Annotated in this window: 19 protein-coding genes; 11 read left to right on the forward strand and 8 right to left on the reverse strand. The window is 66.0% G+C overall.

Going from position 1 to position 21,873, the window contains the following annotated elements; all coding sequences use genetic code 11:
- Nucleotides 1-97: 97 nt before the first annotated feature.
- From B5D38_RS07790 to edd, 5 genes are all read left to right on the forward strand, one after another.
- Nucleotides 98-853 (forward strand): biliverdin-producing heme oxygenase, encoded by a 756-nt coding sequence (locus B5D38_RS07790; RefSeq protein WP_131829881.1) that lies wholly within the window; start codon nucleotides 98-100, stop codon nucleotides 851-853.
- Nucleotides 850-3,444 carry an HWE histidine kinase domain-containing protein gene (locus B5D38_RS07795; RefSeq protein WP_245318918.1) on the forward strand — a complete coding sequence of 865 codons (2,595 nt, stop codon included), beginning with the start codon at nucleotides 850-852 and terminating at the stop codon, nucleotides 3,442-3,444. The genes B5D38_RS07790 and B5D38_RS07795 overlap by 4 nt, the downstream gene beginning before the upstream one ends.
- Nucleotides 3,445-3,642: 198 nt before the next feature.
- Nucleotides 3,643-5,121 (forward strand): glucose-6-phosphate dehydrogenase, encoded by a 1,479-nt coding sequence (gene zwf / locus B5D38_RS07800; protein ID WP_078707829.1) that lies wholly within the window; start codon nucleotides 3,643-3,645, stop codon nucleotides 5,119-5,121.
- Between the two features lie 33 nt (nucleotides 5,122-5,154).
- Complete coding sequence (gene pgl, locus B5D38_RS07805; protein WP_078707830.1) at nucleotides 5,155-5,856, forward strand: 6-phosphogluconolactonase; 702 nt, start codon at nucleotides 5,155-5,157, stop codon at nucleotides 5,854-5,856.
- 31 nt (nucleotides 5,857-5,887) lie between these two features.
- Nucleotides 5,888-7,708 (forward strand): phosphogluconate dehydratase, encoded by a 1,821-nt coding sequence (gene edd / locus B5D38_RS07810; protein ID WP_078707920.1) that lies wholly within the window; start codon nucleotides 5,888-5,890, stop codon nucleotides 7,706-7,708.
- Nucleotides 7,709-7,715: 7 nt separating this feature from the next.
- Here edd and B5D38_RS07815 read toward each other — a convergent pair whose 3' ends face one another.
- From B5D38_RS07815 to B5D38_RS07825, 3 genes are all read right to left on the reverse strand, one after another.
- Entirely contained in the window at nucleotides 7,716-8,705 is a 990-nt protein-coding gene (locus tag B5D38_RS07815; RefSeq protein WP_078707831.1) for an SDR family oxidoreductase, read from the reverse strand.
- Nucleotides 8,706-8,780: 75 nt separating this feature from the next.
- A complete protein-coding gene (locus tag B5D38_RS07820) occupies nucleotides 8,781-10,913 on the reverse strand; it encodes a GumC family protein (RefSeq protein WP_078707832.1) in 2,133 nt (710 codons plus the stop codon).
- Between the two features lie 123 nt (nucleotides 10,914-11,036).
- Nucleotides 11,037-12,065: an endo-1,4-beta-xylanase gene (locus B5D38_RS07825; protein ID WP_245318893.1), complete on the reverse strand. Its 1,029-nt coding sequence runs from the start codon at nucleotides 12,063-12,065 to the stop codon at nucleotides 11,037-11,039.
- Between the two features lie 147 nt (nucleotides 12,066-12,212).
- On the opposite strand from B5D38_RS07825, the gene B5D38_RS07830 reads away from it, so the two are divergent.
- Entirely contained in the window at nucleotides 12,213-13,511 is a 1,299-nt protein-coding gene (locus tag B5D38_RS07830) for a lipopolysaccharide biosynthesis protein (RefSeq protein ID WP_078707834.1), read from the forward strand.
- On the opposite strand, the gene B5D38_RS07835 is transcribed toward B5D38_RS07830, so the two are convergent.
- From B5D38_RS07835 to B5D38_RS07845, 3 genes are read right to left on the reverse strand one after another with little or no spacing between them, the layout of a single operon-like run.
- Nucleotides 13,483-14,373 (reverse strand): DUF6492 family protein, encoded by an 891-nt coding sequence (locus B5D38_RS07835; protein WP_245318894.1) that lies wholly within the window; start codon nucleotides 14,371-14,373, stop codon nucleotides 13,483-13,485. The genes B5D38_RS07830 and B5D38_RS07835 overlap by 29 nt on opposite strands.
- Nucleotides 14,370-15,167, reverse strand: coding sequence for a WecB/TagA/CpsF family glycosyltransferase (locus B5D38_RS07840; RefSeq protein ID WP_078707835.1), 798 nt, complete (start codon nucleotides 15,165-15,167; stop codon nucleotides 14,370-14,372). Before B5D38_RS07840 ends, B5D38_RS07835 begins: the two co-directional genes overlap by 4 nt.
- A gap of 4 nt (nucleotides 15,168-15,171) precedes the next feature.
- On the reverse strand, nucleotides 15,172-16,167 hold the full coding sequence (locus tag B5D38_RS07845; protein ID WP_165690810.1) for a glycosyltransferase family 4 protein: 996 nt from the start codon (nucleotides 16,165-16,167) through the stop codon (nucleotides 15,172-15,174).
- A gap of 415 nt (nucleotides 16,168-16,582) precedes the next feature.
- Here B5D38_RS07845 and B5D38_RS07850 point away from each other — a divergent pair, with 415 nt between their 5' ends.
- The 5 genes from B5D38_RS07850 to B5D38_RS07870 all read left to right on the forward strand — a co-directional run bounded on the left by B5D38_RS07850 (nucleotide 16,583) and on the right by B5D38_RS07870 (nucleotide 20,491).
- Nucleotides 16,583-17,572 carry a glycosyltransferase family 2 protein gene (locus B5D38_RS07850; protein ID WP_078707837.1) on the forward strand — a complete coding sequence of 330 codons (990 nt, stop codon included), beginning with the start codon at nucleotides 16,583-16,585 and terminating at the stop codon, nucleotides 17,570-17,572.
- 80 nt (nucleotides 17,573-17,652) lie between these two features.
- Nucleotides 17,653-18,108 carry a DUF2948 family protein gene (locus tag B5D38_RS07855; RefSeq protein WP_078707838.1) on the forward strand — a complete coding sequence of 152 codons (456 nt, stop codon included), beginning with the start codon at nucleotides 17,653-17,655 and terminating at the stop codon, nucleotides 18,106-18,108.
- Between the two features lie 54 nt (nucleotides 18,109-18,162).
- The gene (hisD, locus tag B5D38_RS07860) at nucleotides 18,163-19,455 is read left to right on the forward strand and encodes a histidinol dehydrogenase (protein WP_078707839.1); all 1,293 of its coding nucleotides are present in this window, start codon (nucleotides 18,163-18,165) and stop codon (nucleotides 19,453-19,455) included.
- A gap of 7 nt (nucleotides 19,456-19,462) precedes the next feature.
- Nucleotides 19,463-19,936, forward strand: a complete 474-nt coding sequence (locus tag B5D38_RS07865) for a UPF0262 family protein (protein WP_078707840.1) — start codon at nucleotides 19,463-19,465, stop codon at nucleotides 19,934-19,936.
- A 78-nt stretch (nucleotides 19,937-20,014) separates the two neighbouring features.
- Complete coding sequence (locus B5D38_RS07870; protein WP_078707841.1) at nucleotides 20,015-20,491, forward strand: arsenate-mycothiol transferase ArsC; 477 nt, start codon at nucleotides 20,015-20,017, stop codon at nucleotides 20,489-20,491.
- A gap of 6 nt (nucleotides 20,492-20,497) precedes the next feature.
- Here the strand turns inward: B5D38_RS07870 and yihA are convergent, their stop codons facing one another.
- Both yihA and B5D38_RS07880 read right to left on the reverse strand, forming a co-directional pair.
- Nucleotides 20,498-21,160, reverse strand: coding sequence for a ribosome biogenesis GTP-binding protein YihA/YsxC (yihA, locus tag B5D38_RS07875; RefSeq protein ID WP_078707842.1), 663 nt, complete (start codon nucleotides 21,158-21,160; stop codon nucleotides 20,498-20,500).
- Nucleotides 21,157-21,795 (reverse strand): CatB-related O-acetyltransferase, encoded by a 639-nt coding sequence (locus B5D38_RS07880; RefSeq protein WP_078707843.1) that lies wholly within the window; start codon nucleotides 21,793-21,795, stop codon nucleotides 21,157-21,159. Before B5D38_RS07880 ends, yihA begins: the two co-directional genes overlap by 4 nt.
- Between the last annotated feature and the right edge of the window lie 78 nt (nucleotides 21,796-21,873).

Raw genomic sequence — 21,873 nt, forward strand, 5'->3', positions numbered from 1 at the left:
CGAACATACAAGGGCATAGCCCTGGAATCTGGGAGTGGTCCTCTTCCGACGGCCGTGCCGTCGCTGGAAGGTTTCAGCGTCGGCCCGAGGCGCCGTCTTGGCCGCGCGGACGGCAGGCGGGCCTTGCGTGGCAGGGGGCACACACCATTTTCTGATGATGGCAAGTTCTAATTCCACCGCGGCGGATCAGCGAGCGCAGCACCGACCAGACATGACGTATTTGGACAATGCTCCGCTTGCGAAAGAGCAGCACAGGGAAGGCACGTCGCTGCGGAATCGTCTGCGGCTGGCCACGCACGGCCGGCATGAGGCGCTTGATCACCAGTTCGAGGGACTGGGTGACGACGCGCGCCCTTCTCTCTATGAAGACTTCATTCGCTTGAATCACGCCGGCCGCGACAAGATCGAGCCCATCCTCGCCGCCAGCCCGTTCGCGCTCCACATGCCTGACTGGCTCTCGCGCCGTGCGACGCCCGTGCTCGCCGAGGACATGGCCGCAATGCGCCTTGAGGCGGTCGAGACTCCGCCTTTCGCGATCGGCCAGCCCGATCTGCCCCAGGCTTTCGGTATCGCCTACGTTCTGGAAGGCTCACGTCTGGGCGCCGGTCTCATTCATAAGCAGCTCCGTCGCACCGGTTTCATTGACAACCATCCCGCCTTGTCCTTCTCCTTTATCCAAAGATCAGGCGACGCCGATGTATTCCGCAGCTATCTTGCAGCGCTCTCGGCACTCGATCTTTCACCGAAGCAGGAGGACAGGCTGATCGCTGCCGCCAACCTTACCTTCGACTTTTTCCGGTCCACTCTGTCCGCGATGCGGAAGAGTGAACAAGGAAAGGCTGTGGCTTGGTGAGCACGCCCGACCCGACGAACTTCAAGGTCGATTTGACCAATTGCGACCGCGAGCCGATCCATCTGCTCGGCGGCATTCAGGGCTTCGGCTTCCTGTTCGCGATCTCATCCGATTGGCTGGTGGAGCGCGTCTCTGCCAATATCGGCGAGTTTCTGGGCCATTCGCCCGAAACGATGCTTGGCGAGCCCATCTCGACATTCCTTCCCCGCTCAACGATCCACGCGATCCGGGGCAAGCTTCAACTCCTGTCGAGCCCCGACAGCACCGAGCGTCTCTTTGCCTTCGACCTCAAGGGAGACGGGCGGCTTTTCGACGTCGCTCTTCATGCGGCGGGCAGCTCGATCATTGTGGAGGCCGAACCCGCCACGAACTTCGGACCGATCAACCCCGGAACGATGGTCAAGGGCATGGTGGCGCGGGTGCGCCGACACGAGGATCTCGACGGGCTCTACCGCGAGAGCGTGCGGCAGGTTCGCGCCATCACCGGCTTCGATCGGGTGATGCTCTATCGGTTCGGGCCAAGGGGAGACGGGCACGTAATCGCCGAGTCGGCGCGAAGCGGCATCGGCTCCTTCCTAGGGTTGCACTATCCGGCCTCGGACATTCCGGTCCAGGCTCGCGCCCTCTATATCCGCAACCAGATCCGCATCATCGCCGACGTCAACGCGGCGCCCGTGCCGATCGTCCCAGAACTCAATCCTCACGGCCAACCCCTCGATCTGTCGCTGTCGGTGCTGCGCAGCGTCTCGCCGATCCACATCGAGTACCTGAAGAACATGGGCGTCGGCGCCTCGCTCTCCATCTCCGTCGTCATCGACGGCCAGTTGTGGGGGCTCTTTGCGCTGCATCACTATGGGCCTCGGCACCTCTCGCTGGAAATCCGCTCCACGGCGGAGCTTTTCGGGCAGATGATCTCGCTCATGATCGAGGGCAAGCTCTACAAGCAGCAGCAGTTGGCCGACGAAGGCGCCCGCGAGTTGCACGATCGCTTCATTTCAAAGATCGTCGCGGCGGCCTCGACGGTCGAGGCGTTGGCGGATTTTTCCGAAGAGCTGCGCGAAATGATCTCTTGCGACGGCTTCGCCGTGTGGAGCAAGGGCGAGGTGCGCACATTTGGGCGCTGCCCGCCAGAGAGCGCCTTCCCGGCTCTCGCGCGCTTTCTCAATCTCGCGGGCCCTGGCCGCGTCTACAGCACAGACGCGCTCGCGGCCGTTTATCCGGACGCGGCCGACTTCGCCGAGGATGTAGCGGGCGTTCTCACCATCCCCATTTCGCGCACGCCCCGCGACTATCTCATGTTCTTCCGCCGCGAGATGATCCACACTGTCACCTGGGCCGGCAACCCCGCCGAAAAGGAGATGGAGGTGGGGCCGAATGGCTCGCGCCTGACGCCGCGCAAGAGCTTTGAGGAGTGGCGCGAGACGGTACGCGGCCGCTCTGAGCCCTGGTCGCCCGTGGAGATCAAGGCAGCGGAGGGGCTGCGCGTCAGCATTCTCGAGGTGCTGGTGCGCTTCAATGAGGAGAACGAGCGCCAGGCGACCAGCGCGCGCCAGCGCCAGGAGCTTCTCATCGCCGAGCTCAATCACCGTGTGCGGAACATTCTCGGCCTTATTCGCGCGCTGGTCGGCCAGAGCCGGTCGAGCGCCGACAGCGTCGACGAATACGCCCGAATCATCGGCGGCCGGATTCAGGCTCTCGCTCGCGCGCACGATCAGATCACGTCGGAATCCTTCTCCACCGTGGTTCTTTCCGAGATCATCCGCACCGAGGTGCTGGCTTATCTCAGCGCCAAGGCCGACCGGGTGGAGCTCAACGGCCCGGAGGCAACGGTCGAAGCGAACGCGTTCTCGACGCTCGCCCTCGTCTTCCACGAGCTCGTGACCAATTCGGCCAAATACGGCGCCTTGTCGGATTCCCGTGGATCAGTGCGCGTCGATTGGGAGATCGACGAAGCCGGCGCCTGTCGCATCAACTGGGTCGAGAACGGCGGTCCGCCCGTTTCGGCGCCCCAGCGCCGTGGCTTCGGCTCGACCATCATCGAGCGCTCCATCCCGCATGATCTCGGCGGCACGGCGGCCCTCGATTTCCAACGTTCCGGGCTGCGTGCGGAGTTTACTCTGCCGGCCGGGCTTCTCCATCCTCACACCGCGCGAAAGGTGCCTGAGAAAGACATGAAATTCGAGCATGAGAGCGAGCCCGATCAGGAGGCGAGCCGACTCACCGGCCTCACCGGCCTCGTTGTCGAGGACAACATGATCATCTCGTTGGACGCCGAGCAGCTGCTTCTCGACAACGGCATGAGGCAGGTCTTCACCGCCGCGAGCCTGGCCGACGCACAGCGCATCATTGAGCAGGAGACGATCGACGTCGCGCTTCTAGACGTCAATCTGGGCGCCGAATCGAGCTTTCCGCTCGCCCCGATCCTGACCGAACGCGATATTCCCTTCGTCTTCGCAACCGGTTACGGCGAACAGCTCGAACTGCCCGAGGAGGCCCGCGACGCGCTGATGGTGCGCAAGCCCTTTTCGGCGGAACAACTGATCGCCGCCGTCACCAAGGCCTTGACCCGACGGCGTTCTCGCCCGAACTAGCCGTCGAAGCGCGTTGCTCCTTCGCCTCGTTCGCACTCACTCCCTGACGCGGAGCGGGGTGGATGGTTGGCCTGCGTTGGGCTGAACGCGTAAGACGCATGTCCGCGCATGGCGATGGAGCAAGCCTGCTTGCGTCGCGCGGGTTGTCATGCGACGCAAGCAAGAGCTCATCCGCTTCGGGTCATCTTTGAGGAATCTATGCCGAGTCAAATCATTCCCGTCGACCCGTTCGACTGTGTCGTCTTCGGCGGCAGCGGCGACCTCGCCGAACGCAAGCTGCTGCCCGCTCTCTATCACCGGGATCTGGATGGCCAGCTGCCGGACGAATGCCGCATCATCGGCGCCTCGCGCAGCGAGATGTCGGACCGCGAGTATCGAACCTTCGCCAAGAAGGCACTCGCCGAACATGTCGGTGAAAAGGATCGCCCGCCGGAGGTGGTCGACCGGTTCCTGAAGCGCCTTCATTACCGCTCGGTCGATGCCCAGTCCGACAAGGGATGGGCGGATCTCAAGGCGCTGCTGGACCAGGCCGACGAGAGCCGAATTCGCGCCTTTTATCTGGCGGTCGGGCCAAACCTCTTCTGCGATATCGCCGAGCGGTTGTCGAGCAACGGGCTTGTCACCGAAAAGAGCCGAATCGTCATCGAGAAGCCGGTTGGCCGCGATCTCTCCTCGGCCATGGCGCTCAACGACACCATCGGCAAGCACTTCCGCGAGGAGCAGATCTTCCGCATCGACCACTATCTCGGCAAGGAGACGGTCCAGAACCTCATGGTTCTGCGCTTCGCCAACTCGCTCTACGAGCCCATCTGGAACGCCTCCCACATCGACCATGTGCAGATCACCGTGGCCGAATCGGTGGGCCTGGAAGGGCGTGGCGGCTACTATGACCGGGCGGGCGCGCTGCGCGACATGGTGCAGAACCATCTCGTCCAGCTGATGTGCCTGGTGGCGCTGGAGCCGCCGGCGGCCATGGAAGCCGGAGCGCTGCGCGACGAGAAGCTGAAGGTTCTTCATTCCCTGGAGCGAATCGACGAGACGAATTGCGAGCAGCGCACGGTGCGCGGCCAGTATAAGGCCGGCGTCGCGGATGGCGCGGCGGTGCCCGGATACCTGGAGGACCTCGGCAACGGCGATTCCACGACCGAAACCTTCGTCGCGATCAAGGCGACCATCGCCAACTGGCGTTGGGCGGGCGTGCCCTTCTACCTCAGGACAGGCAAGCGCCTGCCCCAACGCATGTCGGAGATCGTCGTCACCTTCCGCTCGATCCCCCATTCCATTTTCGGCGCCGCCGCCGGCACCATGCGGCAGAACCAGCTGGTCGTGCGGCTTCAGCCCGACGAGGGTGTTCGCCAATGGCTGATGATCAAGGACCCCGGTCCGGGCGGAATGCGCCTGCGGCACGTGCCGCTCGACATGAGCTTCGCCGAGTCGTTCCACGAACGCAATCCGGACGCCTATGAACGGCTGCTGATGGACGTCATCCGCGGCAATCAGACCCTCTTCATGCGGCGCGACGAGGTCGAGGCAGCATGGCGCTGGGTCGATCCGATCCTGGAAGCGTGGGAAGCGCGCGGCACCAAGCCCCAGAGCTACACGTCGGGCACCTGGGGTCCCTCGGCCTCCATCGCTCTCATCGAGCGCGACGGGCGCACCTGGCACGAGCCGCAATGAGCGCGTCTCGTCCAACGGAGAACGGTTGAGCCCATGGACTTTCTGTTCCGCGCCTATCCATCGCGCCAAGCGCTAGCGGAAGCGCTCGCGGCCGGCGTCGCCGCCGTTCTTTCGGGAGGCATCGCGACCAAGGGGCGGGCGCGCCTCGCCGTTTCAGGCGGCTCGACGCCGAAGCTCTTCTTCGAGACGCTGGCGAAGGCGGAGATCGACTGGGCGGACGTCACCGTCACGCTCATCGACGAGCGCTGGGTCGGCGAGGATTCGTCGCGCTCCAACGCGGCCCTGGTCAAGCGGCATCTGATGCAGGGGCCGGCGGCAAGGGCTCATTTTCTGCCGCTTTACGTCGAGGGCTTGAGTCCTGATGACGCCCAGCCCCGCCTCTCGGCGTTGCTGCGCACCTTCGAGGGGCCGTTCGACGCGGCCATCCTCGGCATGGGCGGGGACGGCCACACCGCCTCGTTCTTCCCCGGCGCCGACACATTGGAATGGGCAACGAACCCGCAGTGTTCCGATCCCGTCGTGCCGGTCAGAGCCGAAGGCGCGGAAGAGCCGCGTGTCACGCTGTCGCTTCCCGCGTTCATCGACGCGCGCCTCCTTGCCCTTCACATCGAAGGCGAGGAAAAGAAGGCCGTGTTCGACAAGGCCCGCGCCGATGGCCCGACGCTCGACCTTCCCATCAGGTCGGTGCTGAGGGCCAAGCGCGAGACGCCGCTCGAAGTGTTCTGGGCGCCCTGAGCCGCCCGATCGACAAGCGAAGGAAATGATCATGACCGTCGACCGCCGAATCGAAGAGGTTACGGAGCGTCTGCGCGAGCGGTCCGAGCCGACGCGCAGCGCCTATCTGAAGCGCATCCGCTCCAGAATCTCCGCCGGGCGGCCGGCGCGCGGGCATCTCGCCTGCGGCAATCTCGCCCATGGGTTCGCCGCCTGCGGCCCGACGGACAAGGAGCGCCTGTCCGGCGACACGACGCTCAATCTCGGCATCGTCACCGCGTACAACGACATGCTGTCGGCTCATCAGCCCTATGAGCGCTTCCCGGAGATGATCCGCGAGGCGGCGCGCGAGGCGGGCGGCACGGCCCAGGTTGCCTCGGGCGTTCCGGCCATGTGCGACGGCGTCACGCAAGGGCAGGACGGCATGGAGCTGTCGCTCTTCTCGCGCGAGGTGATCGCCCTGTCGGCGGCTGTCGGCCTTTCGCACGACATGTTCGACGCCGCGGTCTATCTCGGCATCTGCGACAAGATCGTGCCGGGTCTTGCCATCGCGGCTCTGACCTTCGGCCATCTGCCGGCGATCTTCGTGCCGGCGGGGCCGATGACCTCGGGTCTGCCGAACGACGAGAAGTCACGCATTCGCCAGCTCTATGCCGAGGGCAAGGTGGGGCGCGACGCGTTGCTCGCCGCCGAGTCCCAATCCTATCACGGACCTGGCACCTGCACCTTCTACGGCACGGCCAATTCCAACCAGATGCTGATGGAGATCATGGGTCTCCACACCCCCGGCGCCTCCTTCGTCAACCCGAACACGCCGCTGCGCGACGCCCTCACTCGCGAGGCCGCCAAGCGCGCCCTTGCGATTACCGCGCAGGGCAACGAGTTCACGCCAGTCGGCGAGATGGTGGACGAGCGCACCATCGTCAACGGCGTCGTCGGGCTGCACGCGACGGGCGGCTCGACCAACCACACCATGCATCTGGTGGCCATCGCCCGGGCGGCGGGCATCCATCTCACCTGGAAGGACATCTCCGACCTGTCGGAGGCAACGCCGCTCCTGGCGCGGGTCTATCCCAACAGCGTTGCCGACGTGAACCACTTCCACGCCGCCGGCGGGATGGGCTTCCTCATCCGTGAGCTTCTGGATCGCGGCTTCCTGCACGAGGATGTCAACACGGTCTGGGGCAAGGGTCTCAGGGCCTATGCCATCGAGGCGAAGCTCGGCGAAGGCGGCGCGACGGTCAAGCGCGAGCCGGCGCCGGCGGTCAGCGGCGACGCCAAGATCCTGACGACGTCCGACAAGCCGTTTAGCGCCAACGGCGGGCTGAAGGTGCTTTCCGGCAATCTCGGCGCGGCGGTGATCAAGGTCTCGGCGGTGAAGCCCGAGCGCCGGTTCGTCGAGGCGCCGGCGCGCGTCTTCCACGACCAGAACGAGCTGAAGGCGGCCTTCGACGCCGCCACGCTCACCGGCGACTTCATTGCCGTCGTCCGCTTCCAGGGGCCGAAGTCCAACGGCATGCCGGAACTGCACAAGCTGACGCCGCTGCTCGGCGTTCTTCTCGATCGCGGACAGAAGGTGGCACTGGTCACGGACGGGCGTATGTCGGGCGCGTCGGGCAAGGTGCCGGCGGCGATTCACGTGACGCCCGAGGCCAAGGACGGCGGACCGATCGCCAGGATCATGGACGGCGACATGCTTCGTCTCGATCCCGATGCCGGAACGCTGGACGTCCTGGTGGATGAGGCCGAGTTCGCGGCGCGTCCCGCCGCCGATCCCGACCTTTCCCACTACGAGTTCGGATTGGGGCGCGAACTCTTCGCGGCCTTCCGCCATGCGGTCGGTCGCGCCGACGAGGGCGCCAGCATCTTCTGATGCCGGGTCAGCGCTCGCGCATTCGAGCGGCCGCATAGCCCAAAAGAGCGGCCGCGCCGCCGGCGAGAGCCAGCGCGCCGCCGCGCACCAAACCGCTCGGCAGGCTGAGGACGCGCGTCACCTGCTCGGCCGAGAAGCGGCCCTCGGCACCGGGATCGCCCGGAACCGGCTGAAAGAGGTTGCCCTCGCGTGTACCGGGGGCCGGGATCTTGCTGAGCTGAGCCTTCCAGGCGCGATCCGCCACAGGGCGGTCCAGGAAGTTGGGCGCCACGGTTTCGGCCATCACAAGCTCGGCCGTCGAGCGGCCGATGAAGACTTCCTCGGCGCTGCCCATGGCCGCATCGAGAATGGCTCTGGCGACGGTTTCCGGCGAATAGACCGGCGGCGGCGCATCGGGCTCACGATCCAGCTTGGAGCGGCACCAGGAAAACTGCGGCGTGTTCACGGTCGGCAGCTGCATCATGGCGAGTTTGACCGGAACGCCCTCATGATAAAGCTCGGTGCGCAGCGCGGAGACGAAGCCGCGCACGGCGTGCTTGGCGGCGCAATAGGCCGACTGCAGCGGGATCGGGCGGTAGGCAAGCGACGAGCCGATGAAGACGATCTTGCCGCTCCGCGCCTTGCGCATGTGCCTCAACGCGGCGCGGGCGCCATGCACCTGCCCCATGTACACGACATCGGTCACGCGGGAGAACTCTTCCGGCGTCATCTGGTCGAAGGGCGCGTAGACGGTGGTCATGGCGTCGTTGATCCACAGATCGATACCGCCCCAATCGGCCGCGACGGCGTCCGCCGCCGCCTCCACCGCCGATGCATCGACGACATCGACAGAAAAGGTCATCGCTCGCCGGCCGAAGTCCTGGATTTCTTCTGCCGTCTTGGCCAGCCGCCCCTCGTCGCGGGCAATGACGGCAACGTCAAAGCCTCGTCGGGCCAGCTCGCGAGACAGCGCGCGTCCAACGCCCGCTGTTCCGCCGGTGACGACCGCTCGCGGCATGATGCCTCTCCTTCCATCGAAATTGCTGATCAGGAAGGAGTAATCGAGAGCGATCTGACGGGTTCCTTTTCCGCGTCAGGCGAGGGAGGGAGAGGCCTCGCCCGAGCGCTTGCGCCGAATCTCGGCCAACGCCGCCTTCACCGCCGCGATATCGCGGTGGAGCTGAAGCATCTCGGCGTCGAATTCCTCCTCGTTCGGCTCGTCGAAATCGGCGGGCGACCCGGCGATCTCGTGGATGCGGGCACGAAGGGCCGCAATATCGTCTTCCATGCCGCCGGCCGACGCACTGTCTTCGCTCGGCTTGCGCGCTTCCGCCTTGACCGGCAGCGGCTCGGAGGCCGGCTCTTCGTTCATCGGATGCGCCGCCTTGATCTCCTGCCTTACGGGCTCGGAATCGCGAGCGGCGCGTCGATGAATAAGATCGATATCGCCGAGCGAGGGCGCCGGGGCGGCTGGCCGAACCGGCGCTGCGGGAGCAGTGGGAGCCGCCTGAACGGGCACATCGTCCTTGGCCTCGGGGAAGAGAGGCGATGGCGCCTCGGCCTTGGCTGGAGCCGGGGTCTGCTTCATCGCCGGCTCCTCCACCACCACCTCCATCGCGGCGGGCCCGGACAGCTCGACGGCGAAGGCTGCCTGGCGACCGTTCGCCGAGGGCGCGACGACGGCGGCTTCCGGGACCGGCTGGGCAGACATGGCGGCGGTCGCGGCGGCATAGGCCGGTGAGGGATCGCGCCCTTGCGGCAGCACGTCCCGGATCATGCTGATCAGGACCCAGGCGATGGCGAGGCCAAGGCCGGCGACAAACCCGATGATGGCGCCCAGGATGACGACGATCTTGCGCGAAAGGCTGGCGGGATCAAGCGGCCGGGTGGCTTCGGAAATAACCCGCACGTTGTTGGTGTTGAGCCCCTCCTGCTCGCCGATTTCGCGGGAGCGCAGGAGAAAGGCCTCATAGACGGAGCGGGCGGCTTCGGCCTCTCGTTCCAACTGGCGCAGCCGCACGAAGGCCTCGCCATTGGTGACCTGGCGCACCTTGAGCTCGTCGATCTGGCGGGTAAGGTCGCGCTCGGTCTGCTTGCTGCGTTGAAGCTCGGTCTGTGCGGCTCCCACCACGCGCTGGAGTTCGCCGGCGATCGCCTGGCGCGCGGACGCCAGAGCCTCCTCGGCAGCGATGCGCTGGGGATGGCGCGGGCCGAGCTTGGCGGAAAGGCTCGCCGCCGCATGGGCGAGATCGGCATAGCTCGAACGCAGCCGGACCAGCGCCTCCGAGGTCAGCTCCTCGGGGAAGGCGCCCTTGACCACGGCATCGACATCCGCGTTCCGCATGGAGTCGGCCTTGGCCTGGAGGGAGGCGATCTGGGCGCGGACGCGGGCGAGTTCGTTGTTGATGGAAACGATGTAGTCGTCATCGATGAGCCGACCGTTGACACCGATCAGCTGGTTCTCGGCCTTATAGGTTTCGACGGCGCTCTCGGCATCGCTCACGCGCTTGCGCAGTTCGTCGAGGCGCGAGGACAGCGCATCCGTGGCGCGGCGGGCCGTATCCGACTGGATGCGAGCTTGCTCGTCGAGATACTTGTCGGCAACGAGATTGGCCAGGCGCGCGGCCTTGTCGGGGTCCTCGCTTTTGACGGAGAGCGTGATGACGAAGCTCTTGGGCGCGCGCGCCGCGCTCAGGCGGTCTCGCAGATTGGCGATAGTCTTCAGCCGCGTGTCCTCGCGCGCCTGTTCCTCGTTCTCCTGCCCGAACGGCAGGATGTCTGAGATGAGCGCGCCAAGTCCCTCCTTGGCAGAACCGTTGAATTCGGGATCGCCCGTAAGGTTCGCCTCGTCGACCACCGCGAACAGAACGCTGTTGGATAGGATCACCGAGATCTGGCTGTCGATCAGTGCGAGGCTCGCCTCGCTCGGCAGACCATTGGGCGTCACCTCGTTCTGCACCACCTTGAGATCGCGCGGATCGATGAGGATCTGCGAGGCCGCCTCGTAAATTTTCGGCGTCGACAGTGCCACCATGGCGGCGACGACGGCGCCGAGAACCGTCGTCCCGATGACGAAGGGCCTCGCGGACCAGACACGACCGAAGAATTCCACCGGATCGAAGAGCGACCGACCGGACCCGCCCTGCTGACCGACAGGAACCGTGCCCGACACCCTGGACTGGGGAACGGTCTTTGCGGCGGAGCGAGGCGGAGAAGAGGTGAACATTCGTTGGAAAGGTCCCGTCGCGGCACCATCTGCCGCAGCCTGCGTCTTTCACACGAATCTCTCGCACCATGGCAAACAAAGCGTTAATTTGCTTTGCGCGCCAAAGTATTTCCGCGGAAACGCTCAGCGGCCGTGCTTCAGGCGATCCAGGAGCGGACCGAACCACGCCTTGCGGCGATAATGCTCGTCCAGCGGCAGAGGGCGTACGGGCGTCCCGTCCGGCCTCGGCATCGCGCCGCCGACCCAGCTATAGCGATCGGTCAGTCCCCAGGCGATCACCGCCTCGGGCTGCTGACCGGCGAAGACGGCATCGAGCAGGGCATTGACTGCCTTGCCCGCCGCCGCGTCCTGCTCGGCCGGCCCGCCCTCGATGTGCCAGTCGATGATGTCGAGTTCGCTGACGATGAGACCGACATCGATCGCTTTCAGCGCCGCACCGAAAGCGGCGATCGCGTCGTGATCGATCTGGAGATCGGCATAGAGGTGGCCCTGCATGCCGACGGCGTGGACGGGCACGCCCGCATCCTTCAACTGCCGGACCATGGCGAGCATCGTCGCGCGGCGCGCATCGCACCGAGGACCGACATATTCGAGATCGTAGTCGTTGATGACCAGCCGCGCCTTGGGATCGGCCTTGGCCGCCGTCAGGAAGGCGAGAGGGATATGGCGCGGCCCTAAGACTCTCAGCCAATGGGTATCGCGCAGCGCGCCCTCCTGTGGCGGATCGTTGGCGATCACCTCGTTGACGACGTCCCAGCTCGTGAGGCGCCCGGCGTAATGGTCGGCGACCGTTTCGATGTGCTCGATCAGAACGGCCTCCAGGCGCTTCGGATCGGTGATCGCCTTCACCCAGTCGGGCGTCCCGCCCCACCACAGAAAGCAGTGCCCCCGCGAGCCCTTGCCGTGGGACAGAGCGAAATCAACGATGCGATCGGCGGGCTCGAAGGAAAAGACGTCCGGCGAAGGCCGAAGCAGATCGAACTTCAGCTCGTTCATCGGCATGATGAGATCGCAGTAGGTCAGGAACGCCTTGCGATACTCGGGATCGACGTCGAAATGTTCGGCCTGGATGGCTCCGCCGAAAGGAACGCGCCGGCGCGCCGGTGCCGCGATGGTGGGTGCGACTTCTCCGGCAGCCAGAGCCAAACCCATCGCGCCAGCCAGGCAATCACGCCGCGTTAAGGTTCGGCGGATCATAATTGCCCGATCCTGCGGGCGTGCTCTCCAGCAACCTCATACGCCGCTCTTCGTGATTTGCCGCTGGATGGCATCGGCGCTCGCCCAAGAAATCGGATTCGAATGTCACGGTGGACCACGAAGCTTAACAAGCACATAAGCCTGATGGTCGCCTATGCCTCCTTGCTTGGCGGCTCGGCGGGGCGACTGGTGCTGTCGCTGGCCTATTTCGTCTCTGTGGCCAACAGCCTGACCGTGGCCGATTTCGGGCTGTTCGCGACGGCCTCCGCGACCGGCGTCGTCGTCTCACGCATTGCCGCCTTCGGCTTCGTCTCCCCGCTCTACCGCACCGCGACCGTGCGAAAGCGCCTGATCGGTGCCTATACGACGGGGTTCCTCATCGCCTTCCTGCTGTCGCTGCCGCTGATGGCGCTGGCGGCGGGCGGGTTCTATCTGGCGTTCTTCAAGGCCGAGATGCCCTTCGTCGCCTTCTGTGCCGTCGCCGCCGCCGAAATTCTCTGCTGGCGGATGTTGGAAGTGGTGGTGATCGTCAACAACGGGCTCGGGCGCTTCACGCGCGGCGCGGTCATCGTCATCATGGGTTCCGGCTTTCGCGCCATCGCCGCCGTCAGCTTCGCCATCGGCGCCAGCCATACGCTGACCAACTGGTCGCTCGCCTATCTCGGCGCCAATGCGCTTTCACTCTTGGTCGCGGCGGTTTTCTTCTATCCACGCCAGCGCCTGCGTTTCACGCCCCACCTCTATTTCGCGCGCTGGCGCGACAGTGTCTCGGTCGCGGGGGCGGAAATCCTCTTCTACCTCCAGTCGGAACTGGACAAGATGCTGGTGCTCTCGCTCGGCGGCGCCGAGGTCGCCGGCATCTACGCCATGCTGATGCGGCTGATCGACCTCACCGCGATGCCGGTGCGCGCCTTCAACACGATGATCGTGCAAAAGCTCATGCGCTCCGCCGAGTGGCTCGCTTCCTGGCGCACGCGCATCCTCATCGAAGGCGGGGTGGCGCTGGTTTCGATCGCGGGACTCGGCTTTCTCGGTCTCGTCCTGCACGTTGCGCCGCGTCTTCTCGGCAACAACGTCGCCGAGGCCGCGCCGCTGGTTCTTCTGCCGTTGCTGGTGCCCGCTTTCCGCAACCTCGTCGAATATGAAAGCGAACTCCTCTACGCCACCGGCAGGACGACCGTACGCGCCCTGATCCTGGCGCTTGTCGGCCTCCTCAAGGCGGGGCTCCTTGCCCTGCTTCTGACGACGCATGACACGACCACCGCCTGGATCGTCTGGCTCAACGGGGTGTTCTTCGTGCTCTGGCTGTCCTCGGCGCTGACCACCTATGCCGCGCTCGACGCCCAGCGGCGGCGGGGCCGCGCGACGGCGCTCACTCCAAGCCCGCAACCCGGCGAATGAGGGAGAGGTCGGTGCCGGTGAAGGACTGGATGCCGATCGCCACCTGATGGGGTGCCAGCGCCTCGACGAAGGTCGACAGCGCCCCCTCGCCCATTGCCTCGCCGGCCCAGTAGACGCGGCAAAGCTGCTCGTCGGTCGGGACGTGGCGGTCCCGTCGGCCTTCCGCCTCGTCGACGAAGCGACCGTAGAGCAGGCATTCGGACAGGGCGCGGCTGCCGGCGAGCCCGGTCATCGCGCTCGCGCCGGTGACGTCCTCTATCCTTGCCAGAAGATCGCGCACCGTATCGGCGCGCCAGCCGATAAGCGTCGTGATGTAGTCGATGTCGTGGCGGGGCGGCGCCCCCAGCCCAAGCAGCAAGCCCGCCCGCACCGACCAGGCGTCGTGATTGCCGGCAATGGGTGGCGGAGCGTCGGGAATGCGGAAGAAGCGGAACGCCCTGCCCTGCCAGAAGCTCGCGGCATCAAAGGCGCGCACGAAAACGACGTCGGAGTCGATGGAAATCATCCCGACCTCGTCCATTAAGGCGGCAAAGGCGAGACGCCGGAGCTGCTGGACGTGCCAGCCGCGCAGCGGCGGCCCCTTCGGCGAGAGCCAGATGCGGCGACGGCCGAAACTCAGCGGATCGGGGAAAGCCCGCAGCCACCAAGGGAGCAGTTCGCGCTCGTCGACGATCCTGCGCCTCGGCCCCTCGAGAGGCTTGAACAGCGCGACGTCCGCCGCCTCGACCAGAATATAATGACAGCTATGCCCGGTGACATGCCGGTCGATACTCTCGCAGAGCAGCCGACACCGCGCGAGGTCGCCTCGATAGCTCGATGTGACGAGCGCGGTTGGGGGGCACGTTTCCGTCGTTGCGATCAACGCATCGCCCTCGCCCGGCCGAACCTCAAGAGTGCAACGCGCAAGAGGAAGGCCGGATTGCCGACGACATAGCGCCGCCACAGGCGGCGCGGTTCGATCGCCAAGCGAAAGGCCCATTCGAGCCGCCAAAGCCGAACAGCAGCCGGCGCACGGGGCACCTTGCCGGCCGCGAAATCGAGAAAGGCGCCGATCGCCATCACCACCGTCCCTTCCTGGCCGCTCATGTGCCGGGCAATGAAGAGCTCCTGACGCGGCACGCTGAGGCCGACGAGAACGAGATCCGGACAGGCCGACCGCAACCTGGCGAGAACCTCCATGGTGGGCGACCCTTCACCGAAATAGCCGTGGGAAACCGGCAGGAAGGCATGGCGTGGGTAGCGTTCCGCCAGATGGCGCGCGGCCGTCTCGACGACGCCCGGCTCACCCCCGACCAGCGCCACGCGAAGAGGCCGGCCGATCCGCTCCAGGATCGCCGGCGTCAGGTCCGTGCCGTTGAGGTTCTCTGGGAATGCCTCGCCGAACAGAGCGCGCGAGGCGATGTCCATGCCGATACCATCAGGCAAAACGAGAAAGGCGCCGAGACTGTCGCGATAGTCGGAGCTCTCTGCCGCAACGTTGAAACAATGGGCATTGACGAAGGCGATCTTGAGGTGCGAGCGCGTCGCAAGGCTCGCCTCGATCATGGAGATCACCGCGCCGGTGTTGGTCGCCATGACATCGACATCGCCCATGGCGCGCACTTCAGCGGGACCGACCGAGGCCGCGCTGATGGCGAGGGGCAGCGCATAGGTCATCGCCTCAGCCCCGCATCCGGTTCACCGCCGGGCTCCACTCTGCCATGCGTCCCGCGCCGCCGCGAGCGTCGGCAGAGAGCGCTTCACGAAACAGCGAGATGCCGCGGCCGAGGCCTGCTGATAGCGCCAACCGTTGGCGATCGGCGAATTCGCGCCCGTCGGCTCTGGCAAGACGCCCGGCCCGCTCGCTCTCCACCTGTTCGACCAGGGCGGAGGCAAAGGCTTCCGGGTCCTCGGCGACGACGACATTGGCGGGCAGAAAATCGACGCCCCGCAGGGCTGCGCGGGTCGCGACCGCCGGCATTCCCTCCTCGAACGTCTCGATGGTCTTGAGCTGAACGCCGGTGCCGCCCTTGGTCGCCAGGGCCATCACGCGGCACGAAAGAACGAAGGACTGCGCGTCCGGCACGCGGCCGAGATAGCTGACGCAGGCGGGCGCCGCCGGAGGGCGTCTGTCGAAACGGCCGGCAATGCCCACCCGCAGGTCCGGCGGCAGCAGCGGCGCGACGTTCTCGATGAACCAGTCGAGGCCGATCCGGTTGGGAGCCCAGCTCCAATTGCCGATCAGGCCGATGTCATAGGCGCGCTGCCGGTCGTCGGCACGGGACTGGCGGCCGATGGACAGGGCGAGCGGAATGCACCGCTCCTCCTGGCGCGGGCAAAGCTTCTGGGCATCCATCGCGCTGAGTGTCAGAACCAGACGCGCCTCGTGGCAAAGCCGTTCCTCGGCCGCCTCGAGCAGGCGCGCCTCGCGCGCATAGAGGAAGCGCATGAGCGCAGACCGGGCGTTGACCGCGTTTTCCGCCGCCGACTGGTGCTCGACATTGTGCGCGACAAAGATGGACGGCTTGTCGGTCGCCAGAAACGGATAGGCGGTCGGCATCTGGATCGAATTCAGCACGTAGCCGTCGGAAGGACCCGCCGAGGCAATGGCCTGACGCATCTCCTCCGGCGACAGGACGGCGAGCTTAGCCGCGCCCACCGGCAGGCGGCGTGCCATGGCGCGCGCCACCCAGCCGGCTTTTTTTACAGCGCCAGCGCCGGCGTTTTCGAAGCTGATCTCACCCAGCGAAACCTCGTTGGGTCGAAGAGGACGGAAGCCTGCACGCGTGAAGCCAACAAAGCAAAGCTCGATGCCGGCATGACGCAATTCGTTGATAATCGCCAAAGTGGCGATTTCGAACCCCGTGACCGGGGTATCGTCAGCAAGAAGCGAGCTGATGAACGTTAAGCGCATGGACACCCTGGCCGGAGAGGTCGGCAATCAATCGAATTTAAACTAGAAGGACTTTCCGCTCCACTAACAATCCTTGACCAATGCAATCGATCCATGGCGCCGCGACGGTGCCGCTGTTGATCCATTGTTGAGGGTTCGCTCGTAAATTTGCCGTTCACGGGAAGGCGAATGGACAGCCATGGACGCGATCAGCGGCGAAGTCACGGTCGAATTCCGCAGCCATGAAGGCGCCCGCCCGCCTCATCGCGTCGTTGTCACCCTGCCCACCTTCCGCCGCCCCGAGCACCTGGAAAAGACCCTGCGCTCCCTCTGCGAGCAGAACACCGAGCACCGCTTCGCCGTCGTTGTCATGGACAATGATGACACCGGCCGGGAGGGTGCAGCGGCGGCGCGCCCCTTCTTCCTGGGCGGGCTCCTGGAAGGCCTCGTCATCATCGCCCACGAGCGAGGCAATTGTTCGGCTTATAATGCAGGCTGGAAGACCGCGCTCGGCGAATTCCCGGGCATGGAGTTCCTGCTCGTCATCGACGATGACGAATGCGCTGATCCGCAATGGCTCGCCCGGCTGGTGGAGACGGCGCAGGAGACCGACGCCGACGCGGTCGGCGGGCCGCAGATCCCCGTCTTCGCCGACGAACGCGGCGCCAAGCTGGCCAACCATCCGGTGTTCGAGCCCCATTATGATGCGACCGGCCCGGTGCCGATCCTCTATTCGTCCGGCAACGTCCTCCTTCGCCGCCGCCTTCTGGAGGCCATGGGGCCACCCTTCCTGGACACGGCCTTCAACTTCATCGGCGGCGGCGACAGCGACTTCTATTCGCGGTGCCGCGAGAAGGGCTTTTCGTTCGCGTGGTGTCAGGAGGCTCCGGTCTACGAGACCGTCCCTCAGCGCCGGACGGAGTTTTCCTGGCTCCAGGCGCGCGCGCTGCGAGAGGGCGCCCTGTCGGCGATCATCGAACGGCGCCGCGATAGCTCCTTCAAGGGCCGTGCCCGCAGCCTGGCGAAAAGCCTGGCGCTTCTCGTTGCCTCGCCGGTGCGCGGCTCCTATCTCGCCTGGCAGACAGGCTCTTTCGTGACCGGACTCTATCGCCCACAGGTGGCGCTCGGCCGCCTTCTCGGCGAACTCGGCATCGTCAACGAGCAGTATCGCCGTCCCGAGGAGAACTGACCGGCGACTGCGCCTTTGCTATCGACAGCCGAGGCTCTAGCTTTGGCCTCACATCCTTTCCGCATGTGAAGAAGGCTTCCATGGACCCCTTGCGTCTCATCGCCGTCGACGAAGACGACCTGGCTATTCTCTCCGCCCATTGCCAGGACGCCGTCCTGAAGCTCGGCGAATGCCAGTATCGTCCGCAGCAAAAGCAGTTCGTCATGGCGATCAACCGATTCGCCTGGGAAAAGGCAAATCCCTCCCTGCTCGCTTCGCTCTTCGGCGGGCAGACCTTCGAGCGACGGCGCGCGGCGCTGCATTTCAACCGCGTGGAAAAGGTGCATCAGGAGGGGCTGGCGAGCGCTCCCGCCGACACCGTTCTTTCGCTGCTCGCCATTCGTTTTTCGCCCACCGACGCCCCTTCCGGCCATGTCACGCTTGTATTTGCGGGAGGCTCCACGATAAGGCTCGATGTCGAATGCATCGAAGCACAGCTTTCCGATCTCGGGGCGGCCTGGAGCACCAGCTTCAAGCCCGACCATGACAAGGGATGAGCCGCCGGCCCTGAGCGGCGCGGCGCGAGATCGGATCATCGAGGAGACAAAGGCTTGCCGCTGAGGCTGAACAGCAAGGACGAGGGGTTCGACGCGCAATTTTCGGCGTTGCTGTCGATGAAGCGGGAGGTTTCCGCCGATGTCGAGGCGGCGGTCCGCGCCATCGTCGACGACGTCAAGACGCGCGGCGACGAAGCCCTGATCGAGGCGACGGCGCGCTTTGACCGGCTCACCCTCACGCCGCAGACCCTGAAGGTCGCGCGCGACGAGATCGACGCGGCGCTTGCCGGCACCGACCCCGAGGTGCGTGCCGCCCTGGAGCTGGCCCATCAGCGCATCAGGGACCACCACCAGCGCCAGAAGCCCGAGGACGAACGCTATATCGACCCGATCGGGGTCGAGCTCGGCAGCCGCTGGACCGCCGTGGAGTCGGTCGGCCTCTACGTGCCGGGCGGACTGGCAAGCTATCCCTCCTCGGTGCTGATGAACGCCGTGCCGGCGCGCGTCGCCGGCGTCGAGCGCATCGCCATGGTGGTGCCCTCGCCGGACGGGCGGCTCAACCCGCTGGTGCTCGCCGCCGCCGCGCTCTGCGGCATCGACGAGATCTATCGCATCGGCGGCGCGCAGGCGATCGCCGCGCTCGCCCATGGCACGGAGACGATCCCGCCCGTCGCCAAGATCGTCGGCCCCGGCAACGCCTATGTTGCCGCCGCCAAGCGACAGGTCTTCGGCACCGTGGGCATCGACATGATCGCCGGTCCCTCCGAGGTGCTGGTGGTCGCCGACGGCGAGAACGACCCCGATTGGCTCGCGGCCGATCTCCTGGCCCAGGCCGAGCACGACGCCGCCGCGCAGTCGATCCTCATCACCGACGATGCCGTGTTGGCGGACGCGGTCGAGGGCGCGGTCGAGCGCCAGCTCGCGCTGCTCCCGCGCCGCGATGTCGCGGGCGCGAGCTGGCGCGATTTCGGCGCGATCATCCTCGTCGGCAGCCTCGACGAGGTGCCGGCGCTGGCGGACCGCATCGCCGCCGAGCATCTGGAGCTCGCCGTCGCCGACCCCGAGGCGCTGTTCGCGCGCATCCGCAACGCCGGCGCCGTCTTCCTCGGCCGCCACACGCCGGAGGTTATCGGCGATTATGTCGGCGGCACCAACCACGTGCTGCCGACCGCGCGGTCCGCGCGCTTTTCCTCGGGCCTCTCGGTGCTCGACTTCGTCAAGCGCACGTCGATCCTGAAGCTCGGGCCTGCGCAGCTTCGCGCGCTCGGGCCGGCCGCCATCGCGCTCGCCCGCGCCGAGGGCCTCGACGCCCACGGCCGCTCCGTCGGCGTGCGGATCAACCTCTGAGGCGGCGATGACGGGCCACGGCGGCAAACTCATCCATGTCGAGCTCGACGGCACCATCGGGCGCGCACCGCCCGATATAGAGCACGAGCGCAAGGTCGCGATCTTCGACCTCATCGAGGAGAACAGCTTCACGCCCGCCGGCGCCACGGAGGGAAATTTCCGCCTGACGCTTTCGCTGATCGAAAAGCGCCTGGTCTTCGACGTGCGGGACGAGGCCGATCAGCCGGTGGCCAAGCATATCCTGTCGCTGACGCCGTTCCGGCGCATCATCAAGGACTACTTCCTGATCTGCGACAGCTACCATGAGGCGGTGCGCTCGGCGACGCCCTCGCAGATCGAGGCGATCGACATGGGACGTCGCGGCGTCCACAACGAGGGCTCGGAGACGCTGAAGGAGCGCCTCGCCGGCAAGATCGACCTCGATTTCGACACGGCACGGCGGCTCTTCACCCTGATCTGCGTGTTGCATCGTCGGAGCTGACGAGATGGGCGCGCGCCTCCCCATCCCGGCCGCTATCGGCCGCGTTCCTTCGGGGCGGACGGCCCCGAGGATGTCCGTTTGAGCGCCGCGCCCCTGCCGGGCGGCGCGGAGAAGAAGGGCCGCGGCGTTTCCTCGGTGCTCTTCGTCTGCGGGCTCAACTCGATCCGCTCGCCGATCGCCGAGGCGCTCGCCAAAAACCTCCTGCCCGCCTCGGTCTACGTCGCATCGGCCGGCGTCAAACGAGGCGAACGCGACCCCTTCGTCGATACGGTTCTATCTGAAAAGGGCATCAGCCTCGGCAACCGGCGGCCGCAGAGCTTCGAGGAGATCGAGGATTCCTTCTTCGACCTCGTGGTGACGCTCTCGCCCGAGGCCCATCACATGGTGCTCAACGCCATGCGGGCCGATGCCGTCGACGTCGAATTCTGGCCAATGCCCGACCCGGCCGCCGCCGACGGCACCCGCGAACAGATTCTCTCGGCCTACCGCGATGTCGTCAGGCGCATCGAGACGCGCATCCGCCAGCGCCTTTTGTCCGACGAAAGCGCTGCCTGACCGGCGTCAGCGCTGCTGCGAAATCGTGAGGATCGCCTCGCGCAGCTCGTCGAGGCCCGCGCCCTTTTCCGAAGAAGTGGCAAGGATTTGCGGATAGGCCGCCGGCCTCTTGCGGATCGCCTCGGCCGTTGCCTCCAGAAGCTTCGGAACCGCCGTCGGCTTGATCTTGTCGAGCTTCGTCAGGACGATCTGGTAGGACACCGCCGCCTTGTCGAGAAGGCCGAGGACATCGGCGTCGTTGGTCTTGATGCCGTGGCGTGCATCGATCAACACGAAGACGCGCTTCAGGGTCGAGCGACCGCGCAGATAGTCGAAGACGAGCCGCGTCCAGGCATCGACCTTCTCTTTCGGCGCCTCGGCATAGCCGTAGCCCGGCATGTCGACGATGGCGAGTGGCGGCAGATCGTCCAGCGCGCCGGAATAGCCGCCGGGCACGAAATAGTTGAGCTCCTGCGTCCGCCCCGGCGTATTCGACGTGCGCGCCAGCCCCTTCTGGCGCAGCAGCGCGTTGATGAGCGACGACTTGCCGACATTGGAGCGCCCCGCGAAGGCGATCTCGGGCGGCCCCTCCGGCGGCAGAACGCTCATGTTGGGCACGCCGCGGATGAAGACCCAGGGCTTGACAAAGATCGCCTGGCCGGCCTCCGGCGCGGGTTCGGTGCTGCTCATCGGGCGGTCTCCAGGTGCTTGAGATCGGCGCCGCGAATGGCGTCGAGATTGCGGCCGATCTTGTCCACCGGCCAGTTCCACCATGCGATGTCGAGGAGCCAGGCGACGGTCGCCTCGTCAAAGCGCGAACGCTTCAGCCGCGCCGGGTTGCCGGCGACGACGCCGTAGGGCGGCACGTCCTTCGTCACCACGCTGTAGGCGCCGATGATCGCGCCGTCGCCGATGGTGACGCCCGGCAGAATCCGTGCATGCTCGCCGATCCACACGTCGTTGCCGACCAACGTGTCGCCGCGAAGGCCGCGACCATAGCTCTCGACATCGAAACCCTCTTCCCAGCCATTGGCGAAGAGATTGAAGGGATAGGTCGAGAAGCCGTCCATCACATGGTTGGCGCCGTTCATGATGAAGGTGGCGCCTTTGGCGATGGCGCAGAAGCGGCCGATGACCAGGCGGTCGCCAAGGAACGGATAATGGTGGGTCACGCACTTCTCGACGAAGTGCTCTGGCCCGTCCGGGTCATCGTAATAGGTGAACTCGCCGATCTCGATCATCGGATTTGAGACGAGCGGCTTCAGGAAGCCGATGCGGCGATGCGCCGGCACGGGATGCGGAGAGGAGGGATCGGGGCCTGTCATGCCCGCTTCATGCCCGCGACGGGCATGGAAGGCAAGGCTTGGGCCGGCCGGGCGCGTAAAGCAAAGGCCGCGAACGCC

The sequence above is a fragment of the Consotaella salsifontis genome (assembly GCF_900167365.1).
GTDB classification, from domain to species: Bacteria; Pseudomonadota; Alphaproteobacteria; order Rhizobiales; family Rhizobiaceae; genus Consotaella; species Consotaella salsifontis.